The following is a 16,973-nucleotide window of genomic DNA, read 5'->3' as shown; positions in this document are numbered from 1 at the left end:
TCCGGTGTGAGCTCCGCGCAAGAGTAAGGGCCGGTCAGAGAAGCTTCTGACCGGCCCTTGTCCCTTGCACCAAGAGTGTCCTGCAATCACATGTCGGGAGCTGCCACAGCAAACAACTTCCGTGCTTGCACTCTATAACGGCGAGGTAACGATGGGCAAGGATTGTCGTTATGTTTCTGTGATTTCCTGACACGTCCTCAGGCGCTGCCCGTCGTGATGGTCCCCATGGGGCGTCGTCACTCAGCTTCGGTCGCGGGCGTCCAGGCAAGCCACTGATTGCCCTCGTGAGCGATGGCCCAGTCATCGCACAGCAGTACCGAATCGATCGAATACACATCGATGTCGCTCTCGACGTCCATGGTCGGCGAGGACGTGCGCGGGACCGCTTCGCAGCCCTCCGGCTCGGTCGCGGAGTCGTAGCGGACCGTCATGGTGTTCTCCGCCCGGGTGGAATCCACCGCCGTGATCGCTTGTGCGTCGGCGGGAAGCCAGCTCGCGATGCCGGAGTGCTCCCGTGCAAACTCCGTCGCGTTCGTGAAGTTGGTCTCGACGCTGCCGTGTGCCGCTGCGTCGTATGCCGTGCAGCCGCCGAGGATCAGGACGATGGAGACCAAGCCGAGGGCCGCGAGGCCCGGGGCAGGGGAAGTTGTGTTCATGCTTCCACGCTACGAATCCCGTGCACGGGGGTCGTCCGGCGAAGGGATGACCCGGCCTCAGTCGTGAGGATGACTCGGCTGGGATCGGTCTGCGGATGGGCGCACGTGGTCGTCCCCTGACGGCACGATCAATGAGTTATAAGTTGTGCACAACTAAATTGCGTGCAATGCTTCTGCATATGACCGCATCGCAGAACGCCGATCGCCGGATCATCGATGACATGCTGTGCTTCTCGCTCTATGCGGCCAGCCGTGCGACGACCCAGGCCTACCGACGCATCCTGAAGCCGTGGGGGCTGACGTATCCGCAGTACCTCGTTCTGGTCGAGCTGTGGGAGCACGAGCCGCGCACAGTCGGCGAGCTCGGGGGCGACCTGGCGCTCGATTCGGGAACTCTTTCGCCCCTGCTCTCGCGGCTCGAGAAGCTCGGTCACGTCGCTCGCACACGCTCGAGCGATGACGCGCGCGTCGTGTCGATCCATCTGACCGCTCAGGGGCATGCGCTCCGCGACGAGCTTGCTCACGTGAGCGACGAGATCCGCCGTTGCCTCGCCGTTTCACCCGCCGCCGCGCGCGCGTTGCTCGCCGATCTGCATGCGTACACGGATGCCGTGGATGCATCTATCGCCGCTGCATCCGCGTAGAGCCGCTGCCAAACCAAACGTCCACCCGATCGTCACACAACGAAGAAGGAAGCTCCGCCATGGAAACGCTCTACACCGCAGAAGCCCTCGCAACCGGCGATGGCCGCAACGGCCATGTCGCAACGGTCGGCGGGCTGCTCGACGTCGACGTCCGCGTGCCGAAAGAGATGGGCGGCTCCGGCGACGCGCTCAACCCCGAACTGCTCTTCGCCGCGGGCTACGCGGCGTGCTTCCACAGCGCTCTGCTGAGCGTCGCGCGCAGCCAGAAGGTTGCGCTGCACGACACGAGTGTCGGCGCGCGCGTAGGAATCGGATCGAACGGCCAGGGCGGGTTCGGCCTGTCGGTCGAACTCGAGGTCGTTATTCCCGACGTTCCCGCCGAACAGGCACAGTCTCTGGCCGATGCCGCGCACCTGGTCTGCCCGTATTCGAACGTGACGCGGGGCAACATCGAGGTCGTCGTCCGGGTCGTTGAGGACTGATCCCCGCGGCTTGCCGCACACACGGTGAAGGGCCGGTCAGAGAGGCTTCTGACCGGCCCTTGTCCCTTGCACCAAGAGTGTCCTGCAATCACATGTCGGGAGCTGCCACAGCAAACAACTTCCGTGCGTGAACTCTATAACGGCGAGGTAACGGCGAGCAAGGGTTCGTCGTTATCTTTTTGTGATTTTTTCTGCGGCTGTCGGTGGTCATGCGCACTGTCAGCGCTGCCACGCAGCTTGTCAGTGGCTGCACGGATGTTTGGTGCGGCCAGGAATCTTGTCAGCGGATCCGTCCCGCGGTGGAGTTGCAGCAAGGATGCTGCTTCTACCCTGGGGCGTATGAGCGAATTCCTCGGGTGGGGTGCAATCGGGATCGTGCTCGCCATCCCGATCGTCTTTGGGGTGGTGGGAATCGCAACACGCCGGCGCCATCATGCTGGCGATGCCACGGCACCCTCATCTGCGGGTTTGCTCGGATTCGACGAACTCTTTCACCCGTCTGCTCATAACGCGCGGATCGAGTGGGAGGCCGAGCAGGAGATTCCCGCCCCGGCGCCGACGCCCGACAAGGGGCCGGGTGTCATCGAGGCTGGCAGCAGGATCGTGATTGAGGTCTCTGAATGAGGACGTCATGCTGAGCCTCCGGCAGCGCGCGGATGTCGACATTTCGACGGTGATCGGTTGGATTCCCGAGGCGAGGGCGCTGTACCTCTTCACGGGATCCCGGTTGGTGTGGCCGCTGACAGTGGATCAGCTGGCAGCCATGACCGTGACTGGTGACGTAATCGCGTTTGTGATGGTCGACGATGGGTCGCTTCTGATCGGACACTTCGACCTGTCGCTGGCTGACGAGACGGCGCGGATCGGCAGAGTGATTGTCGATCCCGCCAAGCGCGGTCGCGGCTACGGCGGCGCGTTGGTGGGCTTGGCTGTAGAGAGTGCTCGGTCGTTCGGCGCGAGGCGGATCGCGCTGAACGTGATCGCCGACAACGCGCCGGCCGTTGTAATTTATGAGCGAGCCGGGTTCCAGCACCTGCCCATGGGCGACAGGCCCGACGTTCGGTCCATGGCCCTCACCCTCTGACTCTCCGGTGTTGCTTCGGCATCTCGGTGTTAGGGCGAGGTGGCCGGTCGCGCCCTAGCAGTGTGGGCGTGTTGACGGCCGCAGACCTAAATGAGTGAGTCCGTTTGGCTGGGTCGGCGTGGATGCTGTTAATCGCAGGCGGAGGGTGTTAACCCCGGTGTGTGAAAACTGAACTCAACACCCTCCTGATCACACTCTACGTCCACCTCGATGACCGGATCCTGCCCGCGATCGGCTTCACCCGCGATCACCACCCGGGCCGCAAACCCGCCCTCAACGACGCGGAATTGCGGCTCATCGCAATCGAGGGTGTAGTTGGGGTCTGAATCCTCCGGACTCGAGGAGCGATCTCGCGATGTAGTTGGTGAGGTTGCGGAAGCCGAGGGCGGAGCCGCGGAGGTGTTCGAGGCGGCCGTTGATGGCCTCAGTGGGTCCGTTCGAAGTGCCGGGTCGGTCGAAGAACGCGAGCACGTCGACCGCTCGTTGTTTCAGGGTCCGGCCGAGGCGACGGATCTCGACGAGGGCTGGGGGGACGCTGCTGGTGACGGAGTCGATGACTGCTTGCATCATGGTCTTCCCCTTGGTCTTGTCGGGTTCTCGGTAGGCGGCGATCATGCGTTGGTAGATGCCCCAGGTCGCTTCGACCTCGACGTGCTCATCGCCAGCGAACAACGCCTCCAAGCGCGCGCGTTGCTTCTCGGTGAGCAGGTTCGCGCCGGTGTGCAGGGTGCGTCGGGCCGTGTAGAGCGGGTCGCCGGCGCGGCCGCGGTGGCCGAGGGTGGCCTGTTGGACGCGTTGCCGGCACCGGTCGAGGGCGTCGCCGGCGAGGCGGACGACGTGGAACGGGTCCATCACCGGGACCGCGTCGGGGAGTTCTTCCGCTGCGGCGGTCTTGAACCCGGTGAACCCGTCCATCGCGACCACATCGACGCCGTCGCGCCAGGCCTTCGGGCGGCCGGCGAGCCACTGCTTGAACACGGCCTTCGAGCGTCCCTCGACCATGTCCAACAGCCTGGCGGGACCGGTCCTGTTCCGTGTCGGGGTGAGGTCGATGATCACGGTCACGTACTTGTCGCCGAGCCGGGTGTGTCGCCAGACGTGCTCGTCGACACCGATGGTGGTAACCCCGTCGAACCGGTGAGGGTCATCGATGAGACGACGCTTGCCCTCGGCGATGATCGCGGAGTTCGCCGTATGCCACGACACCCCCAGCCCTGCCGCAGCACGGGAGACGGTCAGGTGATCGATCACGATCCCGGTCAGCGCCCACGTGAGCCCGCCTCGAGAGATCTTCGCCCGCCGGGGCGCAGCCTTCGTCGTGTCCTCCCGCCACGTTCGACAGCAGTGCTCACAGCGATACCGGCGCACCCGCACCAGAAGTGTCGTGGGACGGTGCCCGAACGGTGTATTACCCGCCGGAAGGCATCGCTACGCGCGTCGGTCTGTTCGACCTAGACGAGCACTGATGACTGGACGTCCGACACTGCGGTGATGACCTGCTGGCGGTGGCAGTGCGATTCGTCCGCTTCGTAGCACAGCACGGCAACGGTGTGACGCTCGGCTAGAGCTGCCAGCTCGAGCACCGCCGCGGCGCCGTCACCGCTGCTGATCATTTCGCAGTAGCTCACGCGCGCCGCGATGCCCTCGTCTGACGCGGCGTCGGCGTAGGCGGGACGATTCTCCTTCGGATTGCCGAGCCGACGGTCGTGGATGTAACGGATGCCTGCGGCCGACATCGCCTCCGACAGTGCGCGCTTGGACAGCCCAGGCTTACGAGACAGGGGGGTCAATCGAATGTCGACCAGCACCTCGACATTGTCCGAGTTGAGTTGCTCAACCAACTGGTCGACGCTGATTCCTTCGTATCCGACACCGATCACGCGGTGCTCCTTTCCGGTTGATCGGGAACGCGCGCGTTGAAGCGCCCCAGGTTTGATGCCGCATCCTTTTGAGTTGGAAGGATGTATGTCATGCCGAAGAAGATCGATCCTGCCCTGCGTGAGCGCGCTGTCCGGCTGGTGCGTGAGCATCGTTCGGAGTATCCCTCGTTGACGGCCGCGTCAGCGGCCGTTGCCCGCCAGGTCGGCGTGGGCCACGAGTCGGTGCGCCGGTGGGTGCTGCAAGCCGATATCGACGACGGCACCCGCGACGGGATCACCAGCGTCGAGCATGCCGAGATCAAGCGGCTCAAGGCCGAGAACAGTCGTCTGCGGGAGGATGTCGCGATCCTGAGAGCTGCGACGACTTTCTTCGCGGGGGAACTCGACCCCCGCAACCGTTGATGCTGGGCTTCATTGACACGATGAGAGCCGAAGGTCACGCGGTCGAGTCGATCATCCGGGTCCTGCAAGCGCAGGGCGTGAAGATCGCCGCGCGCACCTACCGAGCCCACCGGCAAGGCATCGTCGCAGTGCGGACGATCACGGACGCGCAGGTCCAGGACGCTGTCCGCGCCGCGGCATGGACCATTGTCGAACGCAACGGGACGATGCGTCGCGTGCTGACTCCCGAGGGCCTCTACGGGCGGCGGAAGATGACCGCGCTGATCCGCCGCACGTCGATCCCCGGCGCGTCGCGAGGCGCGGTCGACCGGGCCATGCGCTCGCTCGGGCTGTCGGGAATCCGTCGCGACAAGGGCACCCGCACTACGATCCCCGCCAAGGACGGGGTCCGTGCCGGCGACCTGCTGAACCGCGACTTCACCGCGCCCCGGCCGGATCACACCTGGGTGATGGACTTCACCTATTGCCGCACCTGGGCGGGCTGGGTCTACGTCGCCTTCATCGTCGATGTCTACTCGCAACGCATCGTGGCCTGGCACGCACAGACCACCAAGCACGTCGAGCTGGTGATGATCCCGCTGCGCATGGCCCTCTGGGAACGAGCGCGTGATGGGCACCCGGTCCAGCCCGAGCAGCTGCGGGCACATTCGGACGCCGGGTCTCAATACGTCTCGCTGGCCTACACCGAGAAGCTGGCGCTCGATGGCATCGCACCCTCGATCGGGTCCGTCGGCGACGCGTTCGATAACGCGCTGATGGAGACGATCAACGGGCTCTACAAGGCCGAGTGCATCCGCACGACCGTGTTCCACGACGGGCCGTATCGGACCATCGCAGACGTCGAATTCGCGACCGCCGGCTGGGTCAACTGGTACAACACTCGTAGGCTTCACTCGAGCCTCGGCTACGTCCCACCCGCCGAGTTCGAGCAAGCCCACTACGCGACCCTCAACCGAGAGCCGCAACCCGCATAGGAGCGGCACAAAACCTGGAGCGCTTCACGTTGCGCACGGACTCGACAGGCTGTCGAGCAAGTTTTCGCACCACTCCGGGCGACGAACTCATTCCCGCAGGCGACACACGTATGTGTGCTGCCGCGTCTGCGGAGCTGTTCGTGTCGAACCTGGCGAGCCATCGTCATGAGTGAGTCATCACTCCTGTTGGCAAGCTGCACGTAACAAATGTAACTGTTACACCTGTTACATCTGCCTCCTTTGGGTTCCGGAGTGGCAGTACACGAGCGCAACTGTTGGTGTGGCTAGATCTGCCTATCTGGACCACGACCTTCCGGCGCGTCGTGCGTCGATGCATCCGTCGCGAAGAGTTTTTGGAACGGGAACATCGAACAGCCGTTTCGGCGCAGCCTGACAAACCCCGAACACATCGTCCGGTGGGCGGTGTCGAGGCACCACAAGTACCGCGATCGCGTTACTCGGCTGGACGCCGAGACGCCCGGGTTGTCGGTCGTGCGTTTGCCCTCGCGGGGTGACATCGAGTTGTGGGTCCGTGGATCGCTTGCGCTATCGGTCGGATGGCCTCCGGATGCCAATCAGAACGAGTGACCTGCCGGGTTGCTGGCTCACCTAACGGGCGCCACCGGCGCCACAGCCAATGCATCCGCGCCGCGCGCCGCGGCATCCGCATCGCGGAGCTTCGGCTTACGCGGCCACCAGAAGGCATCCTTCGTGATGAACGCGAGCGCGGGAACGACCACCGTGCGGACGAGCAGCGTGTCGATGAGCACGCCGATGCAGACGATGATGCCGATCTGGGTCAGCGTGATGAGCGGCAGCACACCGAGCACGGCGAACACCGCGGCCAACAGGATTCCGGCGCTCGTGATCACGGCGCCCGTCGCGGCAAGCGCGCGAATCATGCCCTGTGTGATGCCCAGGTGGTCGGACTCCTCCTTCGCCCGCGTCACGAGGAAGATGCTGTAGTCCACACCGAGCGCAACGAGGAACAAAAAGCTGAAGAGCAGAACGTTTGTGTCGATGGCGGGGAAGCCGAAGAGCGGGGTCTGGAAGAGCCACCAACTCAGGCCGATCGCCGAGAAGAAGCTCGCCACGACCGCAAGGAGGAGCAGCAGCGGAGCGACGAGCGCTCGCAGCAGCACGACGAGGACGATGAGCACGAGCACCAGGATCAGCGGGATGATCAAAGCCTGATCGCGGGCCTGCGCGTTCGTCACGTCGAGGGCTTGGGCGTCGAGCCCACCCACGAGCCCCTCGCCGGTGCCGACGCTGTCGAGGGCCGCGCGCATCCGCTCGACCGTGGCGAATGCCTCCTCGGTCTCGGCGTTCGCGCCGAGCGTGACGTCGATCCGGGCGAGGTCGTCTGTCGTCTCGCCGGTCGCCGCGGAGTCGACGCCGTCGAGGGCGGCCAGCGCACCCTCGGCCTCTTCGGCTTCGTCCAGGGGAACAATGACGAGGGAAGGCGAGGTCGTTCCGGCCGAGAAAGCCTCGGCGAGGACCTCCTGCCCCTGAACGGCCTCGGGCTTCTGCAGGAATCTGTCGTTCTGCGAGAGCCCGGTCTGGACGAAGAACAGCCCGCTGGCCATCACGCCGAGCACGATGAAGCCACCCGTAGCCACGATGACCGGACGCTTCGAAACCGCACGCCCGAGCTTGCCCCAGACGCTCCGGGCAACGGCATCGGGTGAGCCGAAGCGCGGGATGTAGGGCCAGAAGAGCCCACGCCCGAACAGCACGAGTGCCGCGGGAAGGACGAACAACGCGAAGATCATCGCGACGACGATGCCGACGGCGCACGCCAGCCCGAGTGCCCGGTTGCCGGCGAGCTCGGCGAGAAGCAGGGTCAGCAGCGCGAGCGCGACGGTAGAGCCGCTCGCGATGATCGCGGGGCCCGCGCCGCGCAGGGCGCGCTGCATCGCGACCCGGCGATCCTCGTGCAGGCGCAACTCGTCGCGATATCGCGCGATGAGCAGCAGCGCGTAGTTCGTTCCCGCGCCGAAGACGAGCACCGACAGGATTCCGGTGACGGATGCATCGAGTTGCACGCCGACCGCGCTCGCCACCTGTCGCGCGACGATGCCGGCGAGCCCATCCGCGACCCCGATAACGACGAGCGGGACGAGCCACAGCCAGGGGCTGCGGTAGGTGATGAGCAGCAGCACGGCCACGACGATCACGGTTGTCAGAAGAAGGGTGAAGTCGGCCCCCGCGAAGACGGCAGCGATATCGACCTCGAACCCCTCGGCACCCGTCAGATAGACCCGCACCCCGTCGAGATCCGCGGATGCCGCGTCCCGGAGTTCCTGGGCGCGCTCGCTCTGCGCGGCGACGTCCGACTCGGGTTCGAGTGGCATGACGACCAGGGCGACCGTCCCGTCGTCCGAGACCTGCGCGGGAGGAACGAATCCCTCGCGGGAGAGGTCCGCGAGCTCGCCCATGGCGTTCTCGTTGATCAGCGCGAGCGTGCCGGCGTCCAGTTCGCCCTCTTCGGACGCGAAGACCAGCAGGGCCGAGGTGTCGTCGGCGCTCGGGAACTGTTCCCGCAACTGATCGACCTGGACGGACTCGGCGCTGTCGGGCAGGCCGACCGAGGGTGCTGTTTCGGACTCTTCGCCCCCCGCGATGCTGAAGAGCGCGGCCGCTGCGAGAGCCGCGAGAACGAGCACGATCCAAGACGTCTTGGCGGATGTGATGAAGCGCAGCAAGCCGTTCATGAGGATTCTCCACGTCTGTGAAAGTAATTTGAAGTTCAAACTATATGACTATCGAATGAATGTAGCGATATCGTGGAACTCATGCAACCGAGGCACGGCGAGGGTCCAGGCGCGGACGCGTCCGGGTTCTCTCCGACCCGTCCGGCCACGGCGTTGTTGCGCGAGTTCATCGAGCTCACCGACCAGTTCGAGCGCGCGATAGCAACCGAGCTCGAGGTGAATCCGACGGATCTGGCGGCGATGGAGCATCTGCTCATGGGCGGTCCGCTGGGCCCGACCGAGCTGGCGCGGCGCGTGGGCATCTCTGCCGGCGCCGCGACCACGTCGATCGACCGCCTCGTCGCGCTCGGTCACGTGACGCGCGAGCCCCACCCCACCGATCGCCGCGGCACTCTGGTCGTACCGCAGCCGGCGTCGCGCGACCGGGCGCTGGGACGGCTCATGCCGATGATCATGGGTATTGATGCCGAACTCGACTCGTTCACCGAGGCCGAGCAGGAGCTCATCACCCGGTATCTGCGTCAGGTGGTCGAGCGGTTGCGGACGCACGCTCGTCCCCGGGCATCCGAAGCCGAAGGATGAGAAGGCGCTCCGCCGGTCAATCCATCCAGAGCCGCTCGATCGGGATGTCCTGATCCAGGATGCGTGTAGCCGCCCGATGTCCGGAGTACATCGCCGCGGTCACGGTGGCCGGGTCATCCGTCCACGTCGCCTCGCCCGCCAGGTGCAGGACCCCGCCGATCGGGGTGGCCAGGGCGTCGTGATCGTCGGTCGTCGACCCGAGCGTCATGTATGCGTACGAGCCGCGGGCGAACGGGTCATCCTGCCAGCTGGTGATGTGCACCTGAGTCGGTTGTTCGACGCGATCGCCGTACAGCCGACGCAGCTGGACGAGCACGGACTCGACGATCCGTTCGGTTGCCCAGTTTCGTGTCTCGATGCCCGCGGGTCCCGCCGCGAAAGTCAGCAATGTGGGCTCGCCGTGCAGGGCGGTCAGGTCGTACCAGGAATGCCACCAGCGACCTTCGGGGCCTTGCTGGCGGATCGCGTAAACGTCCTCGTCCCAGAACTTCGTCGGGAAGCGTAGGAACACCTTCTCGAAGGCGTTCATGGTCAGGCGTCCGAGGGCACCCGCCACGGGTTCCGGCAGGGTGGGCTCGATCGTGAAGTCCTCGGACTGAAGCACACCGACCGGCACCGTGACCACCGCGTCACGCGCAGCGAACACTCCGCGATCGGTCGTCACGACGACTCCGTCGGCGCTCCACTCGACGCAAGACACCACGTGCTCGAGTCGCACGTCGAGCCCCTCCGCCAAGCCCGTGGCCAGGGTGTCGTACCCCTGCGGGAACACCACTTCGTCGCCGTCGATCGAGTCGTCGTCGAGCCCGTGGGCTGCGAGGTCCTCGATCCACGCGCCGTACTGCTCTTCGGCGCGGTGCTCGAGATACTCGCGCACGCGCTGGGTGCGCTCCGCGTTCCAGCCATGCTGCGCGAGAGCCGCCTCGGTCACGTCGCGGTACGAAGCATCCGGAGCCGAACCGGCGATCACGTCGACGAGAGTCGCGTCGACGGCATGGATGTCTGATACATAATCCCGTGCGGCGGCGTCCGAGAGGCGACGCCCGTCGGGCCCGTAGTGGGCGATCGGGCGACTGTCGGGCTGGTACCCGCCGACCGTGAACTCGACCATCGGCATTCCGAACGCTTGCGCGGCGGCCGCGACGGGGGAGTCGGTGATTCCGTGGATCCAGGATGCGCCCAGGTCGGTGATGAGCCCGTCGCTGCGGTCGGTGTGCACGCGGCCACCCACGCGGTCGCGCGCCTCGAGGATCACGACGCGGCGGCCGGCTCTCGTCACGAGGCGCGCCGCGGTCAGCCCCGCGATTCCCGCGCCGACGACGATCGTGTCGAAACCGTCCACGGCTAACCCTCTCTCGCCGCGCCCTCGTGGCGCGGTCCCGACGCTATCGCTCCGGCGCTGTCGAGCGCGAGGATTTGTCGGTCCAGCGTCGCCGAGTTATACCCCCAGGGGTATGCTAGTCTGAGCCGGAAGGCCGAGAGGGGGTCAGTCATGCCGAAGATCGTGATCGTCGGCGGTGTCGCCGGGGGAATGAGCGCCGCCGCTCGCGCGCGGCGCCTCGACGAATCAGCCGACATCATCGTGCTCGAGCGCGGCCCCCACGTGTCGTTTGCGAACTGCGGACTGCCCTACTTCGTCGGCGGTGAGATCGTCGATTCCGCCGAGCTCCTCGTGCAGACCCCAGAGTCACTCCATGCGGCGCTCGCGCTGGATGTTCGTCCCGGGCACGACGTCATCGCCGTCGACACCGCCGCGAAGAACGTGACCGTGCAGACCGCGAACGGTCTCGAGGTCATCGACTACGACGCCCTCGTGCTCGCTCCGGGTGCGGCCGCGGTCATCCCCGAGATCCCCGGAATCACCTCGCCCCGGGTGCGGACGCTCCGCACCGTCGACGATGCCCTCGCGCTGCGGCAGACCATCACGGGGGGCGCTCGCCGTGCCGTCGTGCTGGGTGCCGGGTTCATTGGTGTCGAGGCCGCCGAAGCACTGGCCGCGAGCGCGCTCGAGGTGTCGATCGTGCAGAGCTCGGCGCATCCGCTCAGCCCTTTCGAGCCCGAACTGGCATGGCTGGTCTCGCAAGAACTGCGGGCGATCGGGATCGACCTGCGCGTCGGCACCGCTGCGACGGCGATCAAGCCGGGCGCCGAGCACGACATCGTCACGCTGGCGGATGGCTCACGCCTGCCCGCCGACATGATCGTGCTTTCCGTCGGAGTGCGCCCCGACACGGCCGTCTTCGAGCGGGCCGGAATCGCCTGTGAGCGCGGTGCGATCGTGGTGGACGACCACGGACGCACGAGCGTGCCCGGCGTGTGGGCCGTGGGAGACGCGACGCTGAGCGTCGACCCGATCACGGGCGCCCGCCATCCGGTCGCCCTCGCGGGGCCCGCCAACCGTGCCGGCCGGCTCGTGGCCGACGACATTCTGCGCCCGGCGACGGCGCGCGCGATTCCGCCCGCGCTCGGCACCGCGATCGTCCGCGCGGGGTCGCTGACCGCGGCGCTGACCGGAGCGAATCGCGCCGCTCTTCGGGCGAGTGGTACACCGCACACCACCCTGCACCTGCACGCCAATCAGCACGCCGGGTACTTCCCGGGCGCCAGTCAGATCCACCTGGTCGTGCACATCCATCCCGACAGTGGGCGGCTGCTCGGTGCGCAGGCGGTGGGTCTCGAGGGCGTCGACAAGAGAATCGATGTGCTGGCCACCGCGATCCGCGCGGGCATACGGGTCGACGAACTCATCGATCTCGACCTGGCTTACTCGCCGCCCTACGGACAGGCGAAGGATGCGGTCAACCTGACCGGCATGGTGGGCGAGAACGTGCTGAACGGAATGCTGTCGCTCTGGTACGCGGAAGATCTCGACGACGTCATGGCGACCTCGCTCGTGCTCGACGTGCGCCGCGACGACGAATGGGTTATGGGACACCTGCCCGGGGCGCTGCACATTCCCCACACCGAGCTGCGCGAACGCATCGATGAGGTGCGCGAGCGCGCGGCCGGGCGACCGGTGCGCGTCATGTGCGCCTCGGGCGTACGATCGGCGATCGCCCACCGCGTCGTGGCTCAGGCCGACATGGATTCCGCATCGCTCTCGGGTGGCATCCTGACCCTTCAGGCCTCGCTCGGCGCTCGCTCGCGCGACGTCCTCGCGGTCGACAACGTCGCCCGTTGATCTGACTTTTTCACGCCCCCGACTTTCGGAGATATGCCATGTGCTACGCGGTGACCTGTAAGAAGTGCGGCAAGACGACGTGGTCCGGCTGCGGCCAGCATGTCGACCAAGTGATGCGCTCGGTACCGCGGTCGAATCGGTGCGAGGGGCACGCGAACGAGCCGTCCTCCGGGTTGTTCGCGCGACTCTTCGGCCGCTGAGGTCGTCGCTGGGTCGAATCAGGCCAGGGTGAGAAAGAGCTTCTCGAGTTCGTCCGGCGTCATCGACTCGTCCTGCGGGTCGGCGATGCACGTGCGCATGGCCGACGCGACGATGGCGTAGCCGGCCCGGTCGAGGGCCTTCGACACCGCGGCCAGCTGGATCACGATGTCGCGGCAGTCGGCACCCGACTCGACCGCGTTCACGACGGCGGTCAGCTGACCCTGGGCGCGGTGAAGGCGGTTGACGATCTTGCGCTGCTGCGCGATCAGTTCGGTCTCACGGTCGTCCGTCGATTCGGATGTCGCGGGTGCGTTCACGGCGGGCCTCCCGGTGTCGCGCGCCGACGGCGTCGCGTGTTTCACGCCATTATCCCACGAAAACTGGATACCCCGCTGGGTATTCTTGACCGGAACCGAGACTAGAGTTGCGCCTTGTGCATCCGATCAGCATCCCGAGCCCTGACCCGGTCTTCTCCCAGTTCTCCCTCGGGCCGCTGACGATCCACACTTACGCGTTGTGCATCATCGCGGGAATCATCGCCGCGGTGCTCATCACGCAGCGCAGGCTCGGCAAACGCGGCGCCGAGCCGGGCACCGTCCTCGATGTCATCATCTGGGCCGTGCCGCTCGGTATTGTCGGGGCGCGTTTTTATCACGTGTTCACGCACGTCGGCGACTACTTCTACCCGGGCTCGAATTTCTGGGCGATCTTCGCGATCTGGGATGGCGGCAACGCCCTCTACGGGTCGCTGCTCGGCGGGGCGGTCGGTGCGTGGATCGGATGTCGCATCGCCGGCATCCGGCTGTGGTCGTTCGCTGACGCGCTCGCCCCCGCGATGTTGGTGGCGCAGGCGATCGGGCGCCTCGGCAACTGGTTCAACCATGAGCTGTTCGGCTTGCCGACCACCCTGCCGTGGGGCCTCGAGATCGAATCGTCGAACCCGAAGTTTCCCGAGGGGCTCGCCGAGGGCACGCTCTTTCACCCGCTGTTCCTCTACGAGATGATCTGGAACCTCGTCGGCGTCGCGATCATCTTGCTGCTCGAGCGACGCATCGCGCTGCGTTGGGGCAAGGCTTTCGCGGTTTACCTCATCTGGTACGGCCTCGGTCGCAGCTGGCTCGAAGCCATTCGCATTGATCCGACGAGCGATGGGCTCCTCGGCGTACCCGCCAACGTGTGGGCGTCGTTCGTGGCGATCGGCCTAGGCATCGCGCTGTTCATGATCCAGAGCATCCGTCATCCGGAGCCCGAGACGAGCATCTTCCGCGACGGTGCACAGCCACCGCGAGATGCCGCGGTCGAACCGGCAGTGGAGGATCGTGCATGATCGCGCGATTCGAAGAGCTCGACTGGCAAGAGACGCGGATGGGGGAGCTGACCCTCCGTCGCCGCACCGACAGCGAAACCGGCGAACTCATCTACGAGGTCAAGCTCGGCGATGAATATCTCATGTCGAGTCTGTTCACGGTCGCAGAGGAAGAGCTGGCGCGCCTCGGACTCGCGGCCACCGACGGCGACTCGCTCGCGATCCTGGTCGGCGGGCTCGGTCTGGGGTACACCGCCGTGACCGCGCTCGCGGACACTCGCGTCGCCCGCCTCGACGTGATCGATGCCCTCCCTGCGGTGATCGGATGGCACGAGCGACACCTTCTTCCGGTGTCGAATGCCCTCGTGGACGATCCCCGGACGACGCTCGTCCACGACGACTTCTTCGCGGTGATGCGGCGTCCCGCCGAGCCGGACGAGGCGCCGTACGATGCCATTCTGCTCGACGTCGACCACTCGCCCCGGCACACCCTCGACCAGAGTCATGCCGATTTGTACACCGCGGCGGGGCTCGGGCGTCTCGCCGATCGTCTGACCGAGCGGGGGATCTTCGCTCTGTGGTCGGACGATCCGCCCGACGCCGAATTTCAGGCGGTGCTCGCCTCGGTATTCGACGAAGCGCTGGCCCACGAGGTGACGTTCGACAACCGCCTGACGGGCGGTACCTCGTCGAACACCGTGTACGTCGCGCGGCGCCGGTCAATCTGACGCGTCGGACGCGGCACGGCAGAATGGGTCAGGATGGACGACCAGCCGATCGACGAGCTCCGGATGCTGCGGGCCCGGGCGTACGGCCCGGATCCCGACATCCACCACGACCCGTCGGCCCTGGCCCGTTTGCAGGACCTCGAACGTCTCGCTCGCGGACCCGAGATTGAGCAGCTGCCGCCGAAGCCTCCGCTGCCCGTGCCTACCGAGCCTGTTGTCGATGTCGAGCCGCTCATCTCGGCGGAGCCGTCCTCTGACGAGGTCGCGGATGACTTGGTTGCGGACTCGGTTGCGGATGACTCGGCTGCGTCAGAGCCGCTGGCCGGGCGAGTCGGGAAGTGGTCGAAGAAGCGCATCGCGATCACCTGGCTCGCGTCGCTGGCGGCGGCGATCCTCGTCACTGCCACCGTCACGGGCTTCGTTTCGCGGCGCATCCAGGCTGACCCGCGCGAGATCGCCGTGCTGGGTGTCGACGCCTTCGCCGAGTGGCCGGAATTCTTCGGGAACTTCACGGAGGACGGCGAGCGCGAGCCAGGCCTGCCTGAGGGTGCGATGGCGTTCCAGAGCTTCCACGGCCTGGCCCCCTTCCGTATGCCCAACGGGGGGTTCGCCGATGGAAGAGATCAGACCTGTCTGGCGGTCGTCGATCTGGCCGCGGTCGACAACGATTCCAGCTCCTTCAGCGGGGCGTACTTCGGTGGATGCGCCGCAGGCGCATTTGCCGCAACGGCCGAGATCGTTATCGCTTCCGGACAGAGCCTCCCCGACGAACTACTCGAGGCCTTCCCAGAAGGAACGGCCCTTCAGTTTGTGCTCGAGGGCGACGAGGTCGTCGTCCTGAGCGACGAGGACTGAGTACCTAGGCCTTCGGTGGCGGGTGGTGCGGAATCGGCCGTGGCGGTCGCGCACGCTCGGAGTTGATGATGGGCCCCGTTCGGGGCGACCTATCCGGCGAAGCCCCGCCGCGAATCGCGATCCGGCGGCCACTGATTGTGACCGGACGTAGACGAATCACGTAAGGTTTGCCGCCCGAGTTCACCGACGCGAGCCGCAGGACACCGGATGCCTCGATCTCGGCATCCGTTGCCGCATCCACGTCCGTTTCCAAGCGCGCAGCGCTACCACGAGCGACAACACTCCAGCGGTATTCGTCGTCCTCACCGTCGACCTCGATCGCGGCCTCGGGGTGCTCGGCGATGACGCTGAGCTTCGATCCCTCGGCCGAGCGGGCGTACAGCGCGCCGTCGTGCGCGAGGACATTGAGGGGAAAGACATCCGGCATCCCGTCCGCGCCCGTGACGGCGAGACGCCCGATAGCGGGATCGGCGAGCAGACGCCAGCATTCCGCCGGGCTCAGTCGTTGGAAGGCGTGTGCTCCCGACGCCCCGGGTCCACCATTCGATCGAGTCATCGCACGCGCCTCCGTTCGATCACTTCGATTCAACTCCGTTGACCCGCGCACCGCTAGGGGTCAACCCCCCGAATGAAGAAGTCGAGCGCGGCTAGGGTCATGGCCCATGACGGACGAATCGCGAGTGCCCGTGTCTCTCTCACTCGATGCCTGGTTGGATCGCCTCTCGCAGCGTGGCGGCGAGCCGGGCGGTGGGGCGGCCTCGGGCGTGATGATGGCGATCGGAGCCGCGCTGCTGCACATGGTCGCGGCATACACCCCCGACGACGAACGCGCGCAGCAGAGCGGCCAGCGCTCGATCGAACTGCGCGTGCAAGCACTTCAGACGGCGGAGGATGACGGGGTGCGCTCGGCCGCCCTGGGCGCGGCGCTCGCGGCCGAGTCTTCCCCAGAGCGGGACGAGCGGATCGTGGCGACGGGCACGGCCGGTGCCGAGTCATCCGCGACTCTGGTCGGGATCGGTGCCGCGCTCGTCGCCGAACTGCGCGTGCTCGCCGACCGCGGCAACTCGCACCTGATCGCGGATGTCGCGGTCGCGGCGGAGGCGATCGGCGCGGGCCTCGGTGGTGCGCTGACGAACCTGCACGCGTGTCTCACGTTGGCGAGGCGGCATTTGCCCGAGGGGCAGGCCGAGGTGCCGGGCGACTTCGACAGGATCGTGGCAGACGGTGCCGCCGCCCGCGCCGACGTCGCGCTTCTCGCCCGCGCGGTCGAGGAGCGCTAGCCGC

Annotated in this window: 18 protein-coding genes and 1 pseudogene; 12 read left to right on the top strand and 7 right to left on the bottom strand. The window is 66.5% G+C overall.

The genetic code is table 11. The annotated features are described in order from the left end of the window. Positions 1-236: 236 nt before the first annotated feature. Positions 237-656 (bottom strand): hypothetical protein, encoded by a 420-nt coding sequence (locus tag ACXZ1E_RS06615; RefSeq protein WP_458042588.1) that lies wholly within the window; start codon positions 654-656, stop codon positions 237-239. Positions 657-823: 167 nt separating this feature from the next. Here ACXZ1E_RS06615 and ACXZ1E_RS06610 point away from each other — a divergent pair, with 167 nt between their 5' ends. From ACXZ1E_RS06610 to ACXZ1E_RS06590, 5 genes are all read left to right on the top strand, one after another. Further along, positions 824-1,300 carry a MarR family winged helix-turn-helix transcriptional regulator gene (locus tag ACXZ1E_RS06610; protein WP_458042587.1) on the top strand — a complete coding sequence of 159 codons (477 nt, stop codon included), beginning with the start codon at positions 824-826 and terminating at the stop codon, positions 1,298-1,300. 59 nt (positions 1,301-1,359) lie between these two features. Next, on the top strand, positions 1,360-1,782 hold the full coding sequence (locus ACXZ1E_RS06605; protein WP_458042586.1) for an organic hydroperoxide resistance protein: 423 nt from the start codon (positions 1,360-1,362) through the stop codon (positions 1,780-1,782). 339 nt (positions 1,783-2,121) lie between these two features. Continuing rightward, a complete protein-coding gene (locus tag ACXZ1E_RS06600; RefSeq protein WP_458042585.1) occupies positions 2,122-2,406 on the top strand; it encodes a hypothetical protein in 285 nt (94 codons plus the stop codon). A gap of 7 nt (positions 2,407-2,413) precedes the next feature. Further along, the gene (locus ACXZ1E_RS06595; RefSeq protein ID WP_458042584.1) at positions 2,414-2,866 is read left to right on the top strand and encodes a GNAT family N-acetyltransferase; all 453 of its coding nucleotides are present in this window, start codon (positions 2,414-2,416) and stop codon (positions 2,864-2,866) included. A gap of 161 nt (positions 2,867-3,027) precedes the next feature. After that, complete coding sequence (locus tag ACXZ1E_RS06590; RefSeq protein WP_458352078.1) at positions 3,028-3,192, top strand: hypothetical protein; 165 nt, start codon at positions 3,028-3,030, stop codon at positions 3,190-3,192. On the opposite strand, the pseudogene ACXZ1E_RS06585 reads toward ACXZ1E_RS06590, so the two are convergent. Together ACXZ1E_RS06585 and ACXZ1E_RS06580 are read right to left on the bottom strand one after the other, a co-directional pair. Continuing rightward, positions 3,161-4,270, bottom strand: a pseudogene (locus ACXZ1E_RS06585) (ISL3 family transposase); the annotation flags it as partial. The gene ACXZ1E_RS06590 and the pseudogene ACXZ1E_RS06585 overlap by 32 nt on opposite strands. Before the next feature lie 47 nt (positions 4,271-4,317). After that, positions 4,318-4,746, bottom strand: a complete 429-nt coding sequence (locus ACXZ1E_RS06580; protein WP_458042583.1) for a DUF488 domain-containing protein — start codon at positions 4,744-4,746, stop codon at positions 4,318-4,320. Between the two features lie 90 nt (positions 4,747-4,836). Between ACXZ1E_RS06580 and ACXZ1E_RS06575 the strand changes: the two genes are divergently transcribed. Further along, positions 4,837-6,122 (top strand): IS3 family transposase gene (locus ACXZ1E_RS06575; protein ID WP_103663393.1). Its coding sequence is split into 2 segments (ribosomal slippage): positions 4,837-5,110 and positions 5,110-6,122, totalling 1,287 coding nucleotides; the frame shifts between segments, so codons are not numbered across the junction. A 605-nt stretch (positions 6,123-6,727) separates the two neighbouring features. Here the strand turns inward: ACXZ1E_RS06575 and ACXZ1E_RS06570 are convergent. Further along, complete coding sequence (locus ACXZ1E_RS06570; RefSeq protein ID WP_458042582.1) at positions 6,728-8,836, bottom strand: MMPL family transporter; 2,109 nt, start codon at positions 8,834-8,836, stop codon at positions 6,728-6,730. A gap of 81 nt (positions 8,837-8,917) precedes the next feature. Between ACXZ1E_RS06570 and ACXZ1E_RS06565 the strand changes: the two genes are divergently transcribed. Continuing rightward, positions 8,918-9,418, top strand: coding sequence for a MarR family winged helix-turn-helix transcriptional regulator (locus ACXZ1E_RS06565; protein WP_458042581.1), 501 nt, complete (start codon positions 8,918-8,920; stop codon positions 9,416-9,418). Between the two features lie 16 nt (positions 9,419-9,434). Here ACXZ1E_RS06565 and ACXZ1E_RS06560 read toward each other — a convergent pair whose 3' ends face one another. Continuing rightward, positions 9,435-10,760: a flavin monoamine oxidase family protein gene (locus ACXZ1E_RS06560; RefSeq protein ID WP_458042580.1), complete on the bottom strand. Its 1,326-nt coding sequence runs from the start codon at positions 10,758-10,760 to the stop codon at positions 9,435-9,437. A gap of 150 nt (positions 10,761-10,910) precedes the next feature. Here ACXZ1E_RS06560 and ACXZ1E_RS06555 point away from each other — a divergent pair, with 150 nt between their 5' ends. Beyond that, the gene (locus ACXZ1E_RS06555; protein ID WP_458042579.1) at positions 10,911-12,599 is read left to right on the top strand and encodes an FAD-dependent oxidoreductase; all 1,689 of its coding nucleotides are present in this window, start codon (positions 10,911-10,913) and stop codon (positions 12,597-12,599) included. A gap of 218 nt (positions 12,600-12,817) precedes the next feature. Here the strand turns inward: ACXZ1E_RS06555 and ACXZ1E_RS06550 are convergent, their stop codons facing one another. Further along, positions 12,818-13,162 (bottom strand): metal-sensitive transcriptional regulator, encoded by a 345-nt coding sequence (locus tag ACXZ1E_RS06550; RefSeq protein ID WP_458352077.1) that lies wholly within the window; start codon positions 13,160-13,162, stop codon positions 12,818-12,820. A gap of 71 nt (positions 13,163-13,233) precedes the next feature. Here ACXZ1E_RS06550 and lgt point away from each other — a divergent pair, with 71 nt between their 5' ends. Genes lgt through ACXZ1E_RS06535 form a run of 3 tightly spaced genes read left to right on the top strand, consistent with a single transcriptional unit; the run spans position 13,234 to position 15,689 of the window. After that, a complete protein-coding gene (gene lgt, locus ACXZ1E_RS06545) occupies positions 13,234-14,127 on the top strand; it encodes a prolipoprotein diacylglyceryl transferase (protein ID WP_458042578.1) in 894 nt (297 codons plus the stop codon). Further along, entirely contained in the window at positions 14,124-14,834 is a 711-nt protein-coding gene (locus ACXZ1E_RS06540) for a spermidine synthase (RefSeq protein WP_458042577.1), read from the top strand. Before lgt ends, ACXZ1E_RS06540 begins: the two co-directional genes overlap by 4 nt. A gap of 33 nt (positions 14,835-14,867) precedes the next feature. Next, complete coding sequence (locus tag ACXZ1E_RS06535) at positions 14,868-15,689, top strand: hypothetical protein (protein WP_458042576.1); 822 nt, start codon at positions 14,868-14,870, stop codon at positions 15,687-15,689. 4 nt (positions 15,690-15,693) lie between these two features. Here ACXZ1E_RS06535 and ACXZ1E_RS06530 read toward each other — a convergent pair whose 3' ends face one another. Next, positions 15,694-16,245, bottom strand: coding sequence for a pyridoxamine 5'-phosphate oxidase family protein (locus ACXZ1E_RS06530; RefSeq protein WP_458042575.1), 552 nt, complete (start codon positions 16,243-16,245; stop codon positions 15,694-15,696). Positions 16,246-16,351: 106 nt separating this feature from the next. Between ACXZ1E_RS06530 and ACXZ1E_RS06525 the strand changes: the two genes are divergently transcribed. After that, positions 16,352-16,969 carry a cyclodeaminase/cyclohydrolase family protein gene (locus tag ACXZ1E_RS06525; RefSeq protein WP_458042574.1) on the top strand — a complete coding sequence of 206 codons (618 nt, stop codon included), beginning with the start codon at positions 16,352-16,354 and terminating at the stop codon, positions 16,967-16,969. Positions 16,970-16,973 lie beyond the last annotated feature (4 nt).

The sequence above is a fragment of the Pacificispira sp. HM-600 genome, from assembly GCF_977993705.1.
Note: the sequence above shows the minus strand (reverse complement) of the source record. Positions and strands in the feature narration are given on the sequence as shown.